The 12,740-nt window shown below is 73.7% G+C and carries 11 protein-coding genes; 7 read left to right on the top strand and 4 right to left on the bottom strand.

Features of this window, described 5'->3' with window-relative positions; translation table 11 throughout:
• Positions 1 to 18: 18 nt before the first annotated feature.
• Positions 19 to 327, bottom strand: coding sequence for a hypothetical protein (locus ACL02U_RS20700; RefSeq protein ID WP_412792357.1), 309 nt, complete (start codon positions 325 to 327; stop codon positions 19 to 21).
• Here ACL02U_RS20700 and ACL02U_RS20695 point away from each other — a divergent pair.
• The 3 genes from ACL02U_RS20695 to ACL02U_RS20685 all read left to right on the top strand — a co-directional run bounded on the left by ACL02U_RS20695 (position 322) and on the right by ACL02U_RS20685 (position 5,711).
• Positions 322 to 2,970, top strand: coding sequence for a CocE/NonD family hydrolase (locus ACL02U_RS20695; RefSeq protein ID WP_412792356.1), 2,649 nt, complete (start codon positions 322 to 324; stop codon positions 2,968 to 2,970). The genes ACL02U_RS20700 and ACL02U_RS20695 overlap by 6 nt on opposite strands.
• A complete protein-coding gene (locus ACL02U_RS20690; protein WP_412792355.1) occupies positions 2,967 to 3,827 on the top strand; it encodes an ABC transporter permease in 861 nt (286 codons plus the stop codon). Before ACL02U_RS20695 ends, ACL02U_RS20690 begins: the two co-directional genes overlap by 4 nt.
• Before the next feature lie 333 nt (positions 3,828 to 4,160).
• Entirely contained in the window at positions 4,161 to 5,711 is a 1,551-nt protein-coding gene (locus ACL02U_RS20685) for a YfbK domain-containing protein (RefSeq protein ID WP_412792354.1), read from the top strand.
• 73 nt (positions 5,712 to 5,784) lie between these two features.
• Here the strand turns inward: ACL02U_RS20685 and ACL02U_RS20680 are convergent, their stop codons facing one another.
• Positions 5,785 to 6,192 carry a rodlin gene (locus tag ACL02U_RS20680; protein WP_412792353.1) on the bottom strand — a complete coding sequence of 136 codons (408 nt, stop codon included), beginning with the start codon at positions 6,190 to 6,192 and terminating at the stop codon, positions 5,785 to 5,787.
• 378 nt (positions 6,193 to 6,570) lie between these two features.
• On the bottom strand, positions 6,571 to 6,981 hold the full coding sequence (locus ACL02U_RS20675) for a rodlin (RefSeq protein WP_412792352.1): 411 nt from the start codon (positions 6,979 to 6,981) through the stop codon (positions 6,571 to 6,573).
• A 254-nt stretch (positions 6,982 to 7,235) separates the two neighbouring features.
• Here ACL02U_RS20675 and ACL02U_RS20670 point away from each other — a divergent pair, with 254 nt between their 5' ends.
• The 3 genes from ACL02U_RS20670 (at position 7,236) to ACL02U_RS20660 (ending at position 9,664) form a co-directional block, all read left to right on the top strand.
• On the top strand, positions 7,236 to 7,646 hold the full coding sequence (locus tag ACL02U_RS20670; protein ID WP_412792351.1) for a rodlin: 411 nt from the start codon (positions 7,236 to 7,238) through the stop codon (positions 7,644 to 7,646).
• A gap of 373 nt (positions 7,647 to 8,019) precedes the next feature.
• Positions 8,020 to 8,247: a chaplin gene (locus tag ACL02U_RS20665; RefSeq protein ID WP_412792350.1), complete on the top strand. Its 228-nt coding sequence runs from the start codon at positions 8,020 to 8,022 to the stop codon at positions 8,245 to 8,247.
• 106 nt (positions 8,248 to 8,353) lie between these two features.
• Positions 8,354 to 9,664 (top strand): chaplin family protein, encoded by a 1,311-nt coding sequence (locus ACL02U_RS20660; protein ID WP_412792349.1) that lies wholly within the window; start codon positions 8,354 to 8,356, stop codon positions 9,662 to 9,664.
• Between the two features lie 195 nt (positions 9,665 to 9,859).
• Here ACL02U_RS20660 and ACL02U_RS20655 read toward each other — a convergent pair whose 3' ends face one another.
• A complete protein-coding gene (locus ACL02U_RS20655) occupies positions 9,860 to 11,191 on the bottom strand; it encodes an ATP-grasp domain-containing protein (protein WP_412792348.1) in 1,332 nt (443 codons plus the stop codon).
• A 210-nt stretch (positions 11,192 to 11,401) separates the two neighbouring features.
• Here ACL02U_RS20655 and ACL02U_RS20650 point away from each other — a divergent pair, with 210 nt between their 5' ends.
• Positions 11,402 to 12,697: a glycoside hydrolase family 26 protein gene (locus ACL02U_RS20650; RefSeq protein WP_412792347.1), complete on the top strand. Its 1,296-nt coding sequence runs from the start codon at positions 11,402 to 11,404 to the stop codon at positions 12,695 to 12,697.
• The last annotated feature ends 43 nt before the right edge of the window (positions 12,698 to 12,740 follow it).

The following is a 12,740-nucleotide window of genomic DNA, read 5'->3' as shown; positions in this document are numbered from 1 at the left end:
GTCCGGGGCACCGGCGCGTCACCGGCCGAGTGCCTTGTCGCGCTGCTTGCGGACCTGCTGGGTGAGGTCGCCGACGTCACCGGCGGGCGGCGCCTCGATCGGCTTGGTGGCGCCGAACTTCAGGAAGTCCATGGTGACGGACATGCCCCCGCCGGTCTGCTGCACCCGCACCGGCAGGTCCTTGCCGTCGATCCCCGTGAGTCCACCGGGCGTCCGTACCACCGCTGCGGTATGCGGCACCGCGCCGTACGCCGTGAGGAGGGGTACGGCCTCGCCCTGCGGGCCGCTCCGCACGCCGCGGCAGGCCCGTACCGTTGACGCATGCATCTTCGCCTGCCCGGTCCGCGGGCACTGCTGCGGGGACGGCGGCGGGCGGCGGCTGCCGCGGCCGCCCTCGCCGTGCTCGCCGGCGCCGGCACGTGGACGGCCGCCGCTTCCGACGACCCCGCCCCGGTGCACCGCGCCGACCGGATCATGGCCGTCGACGGCGTCAGACTGGACACCTCCTACTTCACCCCGGACAGTCCGGGCCGCCACCCGGCCGTGCTGCTCGGACACGGTTTCGGCGGCAGCAAGGCCGACGTCCGGCAGCAGGCCGAGGACCTGGCCCGCCACGGCTACGCGGTGCTGACCTGGTCGGCGCGCGGCTTCGGCCGCTCCACCGGCCGCATCGGACTCAACGACCCCCGGGGCGAGGTCGCCGACGTCAGCAAGCTGATCGACTGGCTGGCACGCCGGCCCGAGGTGCGGCTCGACCACCCGGGCGACCCTCGCGTGGGCGTGGCCGGCGCCTCCTACGGCGGCGCGATCGCCCTGCTGGCCGCCGGGTACGACCCCCGCGTCGACGCCATCGCCCCCGCGATCACCTACTGGAACCTGGCCGACGCCCTGTTCCCCGGCGGCGTGTTCAAGAAGCTGTGGACCGGATACTTCTTCGGCAGCGGCGGCGGCTGCCGGCGCTTCGAACCCGCTCTGTGCCGGATGTACGAGCGGGTCGCCGAGTCCGGCACACCGGACGCGCAGGCCCGCGAACTGCTCGCCCGCCGCTCGCCGTCCGCCGTCGCCGACCGCATCGCGGTGCCCACGCTGCTCGTGCAGGGCCAGACCGACTCCCTCTTCCCGCTCGGCCAGGCCGACGCCGCCGCCCGGGCGATCCGCGCCAACGGCGCCCCCGTGGCCGTCGACTGGATCGCGGGCGGGCACGACGGCGGCGACCTGGAGACGGACCGCGTCCGCAGCCGGGTGACCGCCTGGTTCGACCGCTACCTCAAGGGCGACACCGGCGTCGGCACCGGCCCGGCCTTCCGCGTCACCCGTACCGGAGGCGTCGACTCCACCGACGGGACCGCCCGGCTGCGGGGCGCGAGCGCGGACGGCTACCCGGGACTGCACCACACACCCGTCCGCGTCCCTCTCACCGGACACGCCCAGAGCTTCACCGACCCGCCCGGCGGCAGCCCGCCCGCCGTCTCCTCACTGCCCGGGCTCGGCACCGGCGACGGCCTGGCCCGGCTTTCCTCGCTGGGCGTCGGCATCTCCCTCGACGTGCCCGGCCAGTACGCCTCCTTCGAGTCCGCGCCGATGGCCCGGGACCTGCGCATCACCGGCTCCCCCACGGCGACCCTGCACGTCACCTCCACCCGCGGCGACGCCGTACTGTTCGCCAAGGTCTACGACGTCGGCCCGGGCTCCGCCCGCCCCGTGCTGCCCGCCCAACTCGTCGCCCCGCTCCGGGTGACCGGCGCCGAGCACGGCAAGGACGTCACCGTCGGCCTCCCCGCCATCGACCACGAGATCCAGCGGGGCCACCGGATCCGCCTGGTCCTCGCCTCCACCGACCTCGGCTACGCCTCCCCGGCCACCCCCGCGACGTACACCGTCTCCCTCGAAGGCGGCCTCGGGGTGCCGACCGTGCCCGGCGCCGTCACCGCCCCGGCCCCGCTGCCGTCCTGGGTGTGGTGGCTGCCGCTGCTCGGCGCGGGCACCGCGCTCGCCCTGCTGCTCACCGCCCGCCGCCGCACCGCCGCCCCCGCCCCCGACCCCGAACTGGCAGAGGTGCCGCTGCAGATCAGCGACCTGAGCAAGCGCTACGCCCGCTCCGCCGACCGGTACGCCGTCCAGGGGCTGACCTTCCGCGTGGAGAAGGGGCAGGTACTCGGCCTGCTCGGCCCGAACGGCGCCGGCAAGACCACCACCCTGCGCATGCTGATGGGCCTGATCACCCCCGACGGCGGAGAGATCCGCGTCTTCGGCCACGCCGTCCGCCCCGGCGCCCCGGTGCTGTCCCGGGTCGGCGCCTTCGTCGAGGGCTCCGGGTTCCTCCCGCACCTGTCCGGCCGGCAGAACCTGGAACTGTACTGGCAGGCCACCGGCCGCCCGGCCGAGGACGCCCACCTGGACGAGGCACTGCGCATCGCCGACCTCGGCGACGCGCTGAGCCGCCCGGTCCGCACCTACTCCCAGGGCATGCGCCAGCGCCTGGCCATCGCCCAGGCCATGCTCGGCCTGCCCGAACTGCTCATCCTCGACGAGCCGACCAACGGCCTCGACCCGCCCCAGATCCGCGAGATGCGCCAGGTGCTGATCCGCTACGCGGCCGGCGGCCGCACGGTCATCGTCTCCAGCCACCTGCTGGCGGAGGTCGAGCAGTCCTGCACCCACCTGGTGGTGATGGACCGCGGCCGGCTCGTCCAGGCCGGCCCGGTCGGGGAGATCGTCGGCGCCGGCGACACCCTCCTCGTCGCCACCGCCCGGCCGCTGCCGGAACCGGTCGTGGAGAAGGTCGCCGCACTGGACGGCGTCGACTCGGCGGTGCGCACCGACGACGGCCTCCTGGTCGGGCTGGCCGCGGGCGGCACCCCGCAGCGGCTCGTCGCCGAACTCGTGCGCCTGGACGTGCCGGTCACGGCGGTCGGCCCGCACCGCCGCCTCGAAGACGCCTTCCTCACCCTGATCGGAGGCTCCGCGTGAGCACGCTCGGCGAGACCACCGCCGTCCCCGGCTACCGGCCCGGCCGCACCCTGCCGCTCCGCGTCGAGCTGGTACGGCAGCTCGGCCGGCGCCGCACGCTCGTCATGGGCGCCGTGCTGGCCGTCCTGCCGTTCGTGCTGCTCGCCGCGTTCGCCATCGGCGGCACCCCCGACGGCCGCGACGGCCGGGTCACCCTGATGGACACCGCCACCGCGTCCGGCGCCAACTTCGCCGCGGTCAACCTGTTCGTCTCCGCGGGCTTCCTGCTGGTCATCCCGGTGGCCCTGTTCTGCGGGGACACCGTCGCCTCCGAGGCCGGCTGGTCCTCGCTGCGCTACCTGCTGGCCGCGCCGGTACCGCGGGCCCGGCTGCTCACGTCCAAACTGCTCGTCGGACTCGGCCTCAGCCTGGCCGCCATGGTGCTGCTGCCCCTGATCGCGCTCGCCGCCGGCACGGCCGCCTACGGCTGGGGCCCGCTGGAGCTGCCCACCGGCGGCGCGCTCGCCCCCGGACTCGCCGCCCAGCGGCTGCTGGTCGTCGTGGCGTACCTGTTCGTCTCCCAACTGGTCACCGCAGGGCTCGCGTTCTGGCTGTCCACCCGCACCGACGCGCCGCTCGGCGCGGTCGGCGGCGCGGTCGGACTGACCATCGTCGGCAACGTCCTCGACGCCGTCACCGCCCTCGGCCACTGGCGCGACTTCCTGCCCGCACACTGGCAGTTCGCCTGGATCGACGCCGTCCAGCCCCGCCCCGAGTGGTCCGGCATGATCCAGGGCAGCGCCCTGTCGGTCACCTACGCGCTGGTGCTCCTCGCCTTCGCCTACCGGGGTTTCGCCCGCAAGGACGTGGTCAGCTAGCCGGACCTCGCCGCCCGCTAGCCGGACCTCGCCGCCCGCTAGCCGGACCTCGCCGCCCGATCACCGCTCAGGCGACGGCAGGTCCCGCGATCGGTCCGTGAGGGATGCACCGGCAATCGGACCGTGCGCCGCTTCGCGCAGGCCAACCCCGCAGGCCCCGCAGGCCCCGGCCGGCGGGGCCCGCCGGGATCCGGGACGTGGTGACCGCACACGACGAACACGTTCCGTGCCCGCATCGAGACCCATCCGCAACGCGTCCCGGCGCACCCTCGCACCCCCCGGACCGTCACACCTGTCAGAAGGGGACACCTCACGGCACAGGGGGCACCGCACATGGAACAGAACCGCAGACACCGGCCGGTGACCCGGCGACTCGCGGGCACCGCACTCGCGCTCGCCGCCGCCGGAGGACTGCTGCTCACCGGCTGCGGTGCGGCCGACCACGGCAGCCGCGGCTCCGCGAACGGATCGAAGGCGGACGGCGGTTTCCCCGCTCCCGCGCCCGCCGCACCGACCCGGGGCAGCGGCCAGCGGCGGGACGGCGCCGACGGCGACCCCGCCCCGTCCCCCGACTACCTGTCCACCTTCGCCCTCGACGTCGACACCGCCTCCTACGGCTACACCCGCCGCCTCCTCGACGAGGGCCGCCGCCCCGACCCGTCCGCGGTCCGCCCCGAGGAGTTCGTCAACAGCTTCCGCCAGGACTACCCGCGCCCCGACGGCAACGGCTTCACCGTCACCGTCGACGGCGCCCGCACCGGCGCCGGGCACTGGTCCCTGGTCCGGGTGGGCCTCGCCACCCGGCCCGCCCGCTCCGACGACGAACGGCCGCCCGCCGCGCTGACCTTCGTCGTCGACGTGTCCGGATCCATGGAGGAACCCGGCCGGCTGGACCTCGCCCGGCAGTCGCTGAACGCCATGACGGACCGGCTGCGCGACGACGACTCCGTCGCCCTGGTCGCCTTCAGCGACCGGGCCGAGCGCGTCCTGCCGATGACCCGCCTCGGCGGCCACCGCGGACGCGTCCACGACGCGATCGACAGCCTTCAGGCCCAGCAGTCGACCAACCTCGGCGCCGGTGTCGAGACCGGCTACGCCACCGCCGTCGACGGTCTGCGCAAGAACGCCACCAACCGTGTCGTGCTCATCTCCGACGCCCTCGCCAACACCGGGGACACCGACCCGGACTCCATCCTCGAACGCGTCTCCACCGCCCGCCGCGAGCACGGCATCACCCTGTTCGGCGTCGGCGTCGGCAGCGACTACGGGGACGCCCTGATGGAACGCCTCGCCGACCGGGGCGACGGCCACACCGCCTACGTCTCCGACCCGGCCGGGGCCCGCGAGGTCTTCGTCGACCAGCTCCCGCGGAACGTCGACCTCACCGCCCGCGACGCCAAGGCGCAGGTCGCCTTCGACCCCGCGACGGTCGCCGAGTTCCGGCTGATCGGCTACGACGACCGCAGGGTCGCCGACCAGGACTTCCGCGACGACCGGGTGGACGGCGGCGAAGTCGGCCCAGGGCACACCGTCACCGCCCTCTACGCCGTCCGTACCCGGCCCGGCGCCGAGGGCCACCTGGCCACCGCCACCGTGCGCTGGCTCGACCCCGCCACCCGCGCCCCGCACGAGCAGTCCGGCGAGCTGGAGGCCGGCGCGCTGACCGCGAGCGTGTGGCGCGCGAGCCCCCGCTTCCAGGTCACCGCGACGGCCGCCTACTTCGCCGACGCCCTCCGCTACCGCCGCCTCCCCGACGCCCCCGGTCTCGCCACCCTCGCCGATCAGGCCGCCCGACTCGCCGAGCAGACCGAGGACAAGGACGTGCGGAACCTGTGGAGGGCCGTCCGGGAGGCAGCCGGGATGCACGCGCCTGCGACCGACTGACGGCCTCCGTGCCTCAACGGCAACGGCGGGCCACCGGAAGGATCCGGCGGCCCGCCGTGTGGCGGAGCGAGACTCAGCGGTTGGCGGCGCCGTTGCCCGACAGGGCCGAGATGTCGTCCAGGATGTGCGACAGCGGCTCGTCGCCCTTGGCCTGGGTGGAGTTCTCGACGCACTGCTGGTTCTGCGGGGCCGACAGGATCGGGACGTCCTGGACGCCGATCGGCGTCGCGCCGACGAGGGAAGCGGTGTTCAGCTTGGCCGGCAGGCCGATGCAGGGCTTGTTCAGCGAGCCCTGGACCAGCGAGAGCTGGGGGCTCATGTCGCCCATGGTCATCGAGTTGCCGAACTCCTGCGAAGCACCGTTGCCGCTGGCGGACGTGGTGCCGGTGTCGTCACCGATGGCAAGGGCCTGCGGGGCGGCGGTGCCGGCGATACCGGCGACGGAGGCGGCGACGGCCGCGGTGGCCCACAGCTTCTTCATGTTCATTCCCTTTCGAAAGGCGGGCTCCCGGGGGGAGGACCTGCGTGATCGTCAACGCGTGGGCCCTGGCCGTGGTTGCGGCCTTTGACCCGTTCGGAGCAGCGCATTCCACTCCGGATCGCGAGCCTGCGCGGCACTCCGGCACGCTCCCCGGAGCAGGGTCCCGTCCGGGAGCGGTTCCTGCCGGCGCGCTGTCCGGTCCGGGCCGCGGCTGCCGTCCGGTACCCGAACGGGCGCGGCCGCCGCACCACGCACGAGCGGGCCGCCGAATCATCGGCCGCCCGCTCGTGGGGGGGGCGCGGAGGACGAGCCCCGGGCCGCAGGGGCGCGGGGCTCACCACCGGCGTCCCGGCGTCAACCGGGACGACCGACGGAACCTCAGCGGTTGGCGGCGCCGTTGCCCGACAGGGCCGAGATGTCGTCCAGGATGTGCGACAGCGGCTCGTCGCCCTTGGCCTGGGTGGAGTTCTCGACGCACTGCTGGTTCTGCGGGGCCGACAGGATCGGGATGTCCTGGACGGCGATCGGCGTCGCGCCGACGAGGGAAGCGACGTTCGCCTTGGCCGGCAGGCCGATGCAGGGCTTGTTGAGCGAGCCCTGGATGAGCGCCATCTGCGGGCTCATGTTGCCGTACGTGGCCGAGTTGCCGAACGACTGCGAAGCGCCGTTGCCACTGGCGGACGTGGTGCCGTTGTCGTTGCCGATGGCCAGGGCCTGCGGCGCGATGGCGGCAGAGGCGCCCACGACGGAAGCGGCGACCGCGGCGGAAGCCAGTACCTTCTTGATCACTTGCTTGTCCCTTCTGGAGAAACCCCGTCCACCGGAGCACTCTGGACAACTGCGCCGCGCGGGCTTGGTTGCTGCCATTCACTCCGATGGCGCACACCGCAGAGGGACGCGTGCTCCCCACCGCCGTCCTTTCCGTGAATCACGCGTGCGCACACGATCCGATCGGGTGAAGCCCCGCAACCAATCCGGGCGCAGCGGGTTGATGCGAGGCAGGAACACGCGTCTTGGCCCGAGGGCCCGGAAAGGAAAGCGAAATGCTGAAGAAGGCAATGGCCGCGGCGGCGGTCGCCGCTTCCGTCGTCGGTGTCGCGACGGCGGCCGCGCCGCAGGCGCTTGCCATCGGTGACGACCAAGAGACCACGTCCGCGAGCGGCAACGGCGCCTCGCAGGAGTTCGGCAACTCGATGACCACGGGCGACATGAGCCCGCAGGCCACCCTGGTCCAGGGCACGGCCAACAAGCTCTGCGCCGGCATCCCGGCCAAGGCGAACGTGAGTTCGCTCGCCGGTCTCGTCCCGATCGCGGTCCAGGACGTCCCGGTCCTGTCGGCCCCGCAGAACCAGCAGTGCGCCGAGAACTCCACCCAGGCCAAGGGTGACGAGCCGGCGTCGCACATCCTGGACGACATCTCGGCCCTGTCGGGCAACGGAGTGCGCAACGGCTGAGCCGCCGCACCGCCCCACGCGCCCGGGTGCCTTCCCGCCTTCCGTCGGGCGGGGCGCCCGGGCGCGCGCGGCAGGTCCGCAATGACTCCGGACTCCTCCGGTGCACCCCGGAGAAGGTGCCTCGGAGAAAAAGTCCGGTGACCCCGGTTCCCAGATTTTCCCGCCGCCCAGGCGAAGTGTTTCCTCTCCTCTGGGCTTCCTGCGTGAATACGCTGAGGGCGTTCGAGTGAATTCCCCCGCGACTCGCGTTCCGGAGTTTCCTTCGCTGTCTATCTCTCGTTTTGCAGCCTGCAGGTCATGGTGCGAGCCGCTCCGACTGCGCTCGCTCGGTTCCGACCGACATAGGGGCATGACCGCGGAGAAGGGAAATTCCATGAAGAAGAGCGCTGCTGTCGTCGCGGGCCTGGTCCTGGCCCTCGGCGGTGCTGCTCCCGCCTTCGCCGACGCCGGTGCCGAGGGCGCCGCCGTCGGCTCGCCCGGTGTGCTGTCCGGAAACCTCATCCAGGTGCCCGTGGACATCCCGATCAACGTCTGCGGCAACAGCGCCAACCTGATCGGCGCCCTGAACCCGGCGTTCGGCAACGTCTGCGTCAACCACTGACGGGACATCACCAGCCTCACGGCTGTCTCGAGGCCGGCCTTGGACAACCGCTCTCCCGAGCCAAGGCCGGCCTTTCCCACTTCTCCAAGCAGGAAGACCACGAGATATGCGACAGACCCTGAGCAGGGGAATGGTCGTGGCCGCGGCAGCCGCCGCGACGAGCATTCTGTCCCTTTACGGAAGTTCCGCCGTCGCCGACACGCTCGCAACCGGCTCGGCGAACGGATCACCCGGCGCCCTGTCGGGTGACAGGGCCCAGATGCCCGCCGAGACACCGGCCGACGTCTGCGCCCAGGCGATCCAGGCCGTCGCCGCGCTCGACCCGGCCTTCGGCACCGCGTGCGCCGGCATGCCCGGCAGTCACGGCACGTACGACACGCACCGGACCGACATGTACGGCTGGTTCCACGCCCGCCATGGCTCGGGCCAGGACTCGGGCTACGGCTCCGAGGACGACTCCGGTTACGGCTCGGACGACGACTCCGGTTACGGCTCCGGCTACGGCTCCGGCTCCGACCACGGTTCGGGCTACGGCTCCGACCACGGTTCGGGCTACGGCTCGGAGGACGACTCCGGTTCTGGTTCCGGTTCCGGTTCCGGTTCCGGCCATGGTTCGGGTTACGGCTCGGACGGCGACTCCGACCACGGCTCCGACCACGGTTCGGGCTACGGCTCCGAGGACGACTCCGGTTACGGCTCGGAGGACCACTCCGGCTCCGGCTCCGGCCATGGTTCGGGTTACGGCTCGGACGGCGACTCCGACCATGGCTCCGACCACGGTTCGGGCTACGGATCGGAGGACGACTCCGGTTCTGGTTCCGGTTCCGGCCATGGTTCGGGTTACGGCTCGGACGGCGACTCCGACCACGGCTCCGACCAGGGTTCGGGCTACGGCTCGGACGACGACTCCGACCAGGGTTCGGGCTACGGCTCGGAGGACGACTCCGGCTCCGGTTCCGGCGGGGGTGACGAGTCCTGCGACCACGGTGGTGGTCACGGTGGTGGTCACGGTGGTGGCCATGGTGGTGGCCATGGTGGTGGCCATGGTGGTGGCCATGGTGGTGGTCACGGTGGTGGCCATGGTGGTGGTCACGGTGGTGGTCACGGTGGTGGCCATGGCGGTGGCCATGGTGGTGGCCATGGTGGTGGTCACGGTGGTGGCCATGGTGGTGGTCACGGTGGTGGGCACACGCCGCCTCCGGGTGGTGGTGGTGGTGGGCACACGCCGCCTCCGGGTGGTGGTGGGCACACGCCGCCTCCGGGTGGTGGTGGGCACACCACGCCTCCCTCGGAGCAGCCGCCCTCGCTGCCGAAGACCGGTAGCGAGGCCATGCTGGCCGCCTCGGGCGCCAGCGCCGCGATGATCGTCGGCGGCGTCTTCCTGTACCGGCGAGGCCGAGCCGCGTCCCGCCGGTAGTACGACGGCGCCGAACACCCGGCCCGCGGCCCCGGACCCCCGGAATCTCCGTGTTCCGAGTCCGGGGCTCCCCGGGCCGCGCGAGCGGTGCGGGTGGGCATCCCGCACCGCCGCCGGCCGGGACTCGAGACCGACCCCGCGCCGGCAGGCCGACCCCCACACCATGGCGGCCCCGCACCTCGGTGGCCGCCGCGTTCAGTGGTGGCCCGCTCGGTCCTCGCCGCCCGGACCGCCGCCGCTGCGGCGCACCGCCTCCGCCTGACCGGGACCGGACTCGGCCGGAGGCCCGGAGGCCTGGCGTACCACGTGCGCACGCACCTCCGGCAGCGGCGCCGGCCCCGTACCCGCCAGGTGCAGGCGCCGCAGCAACCGGCCCGTCACGTGCCGGGCCCACAACCACCGCAGGGCACGCCCGGGCGCCGGGTCGTCCGCCGCCCGCCAGGCAGCCTCGCGCTCCCCGCGTCCCGGCCGCAGCGCGGCCAGGGGCGCGTAGTTCTCCACCACGAACCGCAGACCGGGCCGCGGCGCCCCCTCGGGCACCGGCCGGTGGGTCAGGTCCAGGTGCAGAGCACGTACGACGTCCAGCCCCGCCGTGTCGGAGAACAGGCGGAACTGGGCGCCGGGGCGGGGATTGAAGTCGAGCAGCCGGTAGTGCCCCGTCCTGCCGCAGCGTCGGAAGTCCAGGTCGAACACGCCCCGGTAGCCCAGGCGTCCGGTGACCCGCTCGGCGAGCACCTGCACCTGCGATTGGGGCGCCCACTCGCCGACCGTGGTGAGGCCCGCGCCGCGCGGCCACGCCGCCAGCTTGCGGCCCTGTCCGCCGGCGCGCACCGTGCCCGAGCGGTCGACGTAGCCGTGGCAGAACCAGTCCCGGTCGGGACCCGGCGGCAGGAACTCCTGGAGCAGCAGCGCACTTCCGGCCTCCGCGCCGCGCAGGTACAGGGCTCGGGCCTGCTGCGGGGAGCGCAGCAGCGCCGTGCTGCGCAGGCCCGATCCGGCGGGTAGCAGCCAGGGTCGGCTCCACTTGGCGACCACCGGCAGGCCCAGCCGTCCGGCGGCCCGTTCGGCCTGCTCGGCGCTGTCCGGGACCAGGGTGACCGGGTGCGGCACCCCGGCGGCCGCGCAGATCTCCGCCAACTCCGCTTTGTCCGCGCAGCGTTCGGGGAGTGCATGTGGCTGGTCCGGGAGCAGGAAGGCGGGCGCCAGTTCGGAGTGCAGGCGGCCGACGGCGACGGCGCTCGCGTCGTCCAGCGGCACCAGGACCGGCGGGTGGCTGATCCGGCGGGCGATCCGCAGCAGAGCGGGGGCCATCTCGGCGGGGGCCGCGCCGGGCCGTGGCGCCGGATGCGTCCGGTGCAGGAAGCGGGAGGCGCCCACGGGGCTCCCGGCGCAGTCGGCGACCAGATGCACCTCCACTCCGGCCCGGCCGAGCGAGCGCACGGCCCCCAGCGTCCCGTGGTGGAAGGGGTTGCGGTCCACGCGCAGCAGCACGGCGGGGACGCGGGTGTCGAGTGGCGGCACGGGCATGATTCCTCGGTCGGTTCCTCGGTGACGGTTCCCCGGCGGGGCGTCACCTGTGCGGGCGAGCGGGCCACTCGAAAGCCACGGCGGCGGCGGTCGTCGGTGGCGTATTTCCTTTTCGTATGACTGAGTGGCTGAGTGACTGAACGTCAGTCATGCAGCGGTGTCGGCGCGCGAGCGCGGAAACGGCACTCGAGAGTGGAGAGAGGAGAAGTCATGGCCCCACAGCAGCGACGCGCCCGGTCCCGGCGACTGGCGTTCGTCGCGGTCACGGTCGCCGCGTCGGCGGCCCTGGCCTCCGGACCCGGGTTCGCCGCGGGCGTGGGAGCGGAGGGGGGCCGGTCCGCCGATCCCCCCGCCCCCGCCCCGGCGACCGGACTCCCGACGGCTCCGCCCGTTCCCAACGCCCCGCCCACCGCGGACGCCGGTCCGCAGCCGGCCACGCCGACGCCCGGTGAGCAGAGTGAGGCCTCCCCGGCCTTCGGGGCCTACCTCGACTACGGCCCCCGCGGGGTGGCCCGGATGGCCGAGCTCAGCCGCTGGCTGGGCGGCGCGGAGATCCGCGTGGGCCACACCTACCTGCCCGGCGACCGCTGGCACAACATCGAGGGCCCTCCCGGCTTCCTGGACGTGTGGGCGAACTGGCGCCGGCAGCGGGCCGACCGGATGCTCGTCCTCAACGTGCCCATGCTGGAGCGCAACGAGGAGGGCGTGCCCGACACCGAGGTGCGGCGGCTGCTGCGGCAGGGTGCCGACGGACGGTTCGACCACCACTTCCGCCGGCTCGCGGAACGACTGGTGTCGCTCGGGGTGCCGGACACGGTGATCGTGCTCGGCTGGGAGATGAACGGCACCACCTACACCCACCGGTGCGGGCCCGATCCCGAGGCGTGGAAGGCTTACTGGAACCGCATCGTCACCGCCATGCGCGCGGTGCCGGGCCAGAGGTTCCGTTTCGACTTCGCCCCCAGCCGCGGCCGTGACGCGGTCCCCTGGACCCGGTGCTACCCGGGCGACGACACCGTCGACATCATCGGCATGGACTCCTACGACCAGCCGTCCGGCATGTCGTTCGACGAGCAGGTGCGGGAACCCTACGGGCTGCAGGCCCACGTCGACTTCGCCAAGAGCCACGGCAAGGCCGTCTCGTACCCGGAATGGGGCCTGTTCCGCAACGGCGACAACCCCGAGTACATGCGCCGCATGCTCGCCTGGATGGACGAGCACCGGCCGGTCTACAACACGCTGACCGACTACTGCCCGCACGGCGTCTGGCAGTGCCACAGCAACCCCCGCGCCTCGCAGGTGTACCGGTCGGTGCTCTTCGGACGCGGCGAGGAGCCGGCGCCCGTGCCGACCCCGCAGCCCACCGCCCCGGAACAGCCCACCCCGCAGCCGGTACCGACCGAGCCCCCCGCCGACTGCTCGCCGTTGAACCTCGGCGACTGGGTCGAGTACTGGCTCGGCGGCAGACTGTGCGTCCGCTTCGACTGGTGGTCGCGCAGCCGGTAGCGCCCCCCGGTGGGGGGGGGGGGGGGGGGGGGGGGGGGGGGGG

This window comes from Streptomyces sp. MS06 (genome assembly GCF_047200655.1).
Lineage (GTDB): Bacteria > Actinomycetota > Actinomycetes > Streptomycetales > Streptomycetaceae > Streptomyces.
Note: the sequence above shows the minus strand (reverse complement) of the source record. Positions and strands in the feature narration are given on the sequence as shown.

What these genes read in the sequence shown, in the direction of transcription:
- ACL02U_RS20665 (WP_412792350.1), top strand. Translation starts at nt 8,020, where the DNA reads ATGAAGAAGAGCGCTGCTGTCGTCGCGGGCCTGGTCCTGGCCCTCGGC.
- ACL02U_RS20695 (WP_412792356.1), top strand. Translation starts at nt 322, where the DNA reads ATGCATCTTCGCCTGCCCGGTCCGCGGGCACTGCTGCGGGGACGGCGG.
- ACL02U_RS20685 (WP_412792354.1), top strand. Translation starts at nt 4,161, where the DNA reads ATGGAACAGAACCGCAGACACCGGCCGGTGACCCGGCGACTCGCGGGC.
- ACL02U_RS20660 (WP_412792349.1), top strand. Translation starts at nt 8,354, where the DNA reads ATGCGACAGACCCTGAGCAGGGGAATGGTCGTGGCCGCGGCAGCCGCC.
- ACL02U_RS20680 (WP_412792353.1), bottom strand. Translation starts at nt 6,192, where the DNA reads ATGAAGAAGCTGTGGGCCACCGCGGCCGTCGCCGCCTCCGTCGCCGGT.
- ACL02U_RS20650 (WP_412792347.1), top strand. Translation starts at nt 11,402, where the DNA reads ATGGCCCCACAGCAGCGACGCGCCCGGTCCCGGCGACTGGCGTTCGTC.
- ACL02U_RS20670 (WP_412792351.1), top strand. Translation starts at nt 7,236, where the DNA reads ATGCTGAAGAAGGCAATGGCCGCGGCGGCGGTCGCCGCTTCCGTCGTC.
- ACL02U_RS20655 (WP_412792348.1), bottom strand. Translation starts at nt 11,191, where the DNA reads ATGCCCGTGCCGCCACTCGACACCCGCGTCCCCGCCGTGCTGCTGCGC.
- ACL02U_RS20700 (WP_412792357.1), bottom strand. Translation starts at nt 327, where the DNA reads ATGCATGCGTCAACGGTACGGGCCTGCCGCGGCGTGCGGAGCGGCCCG.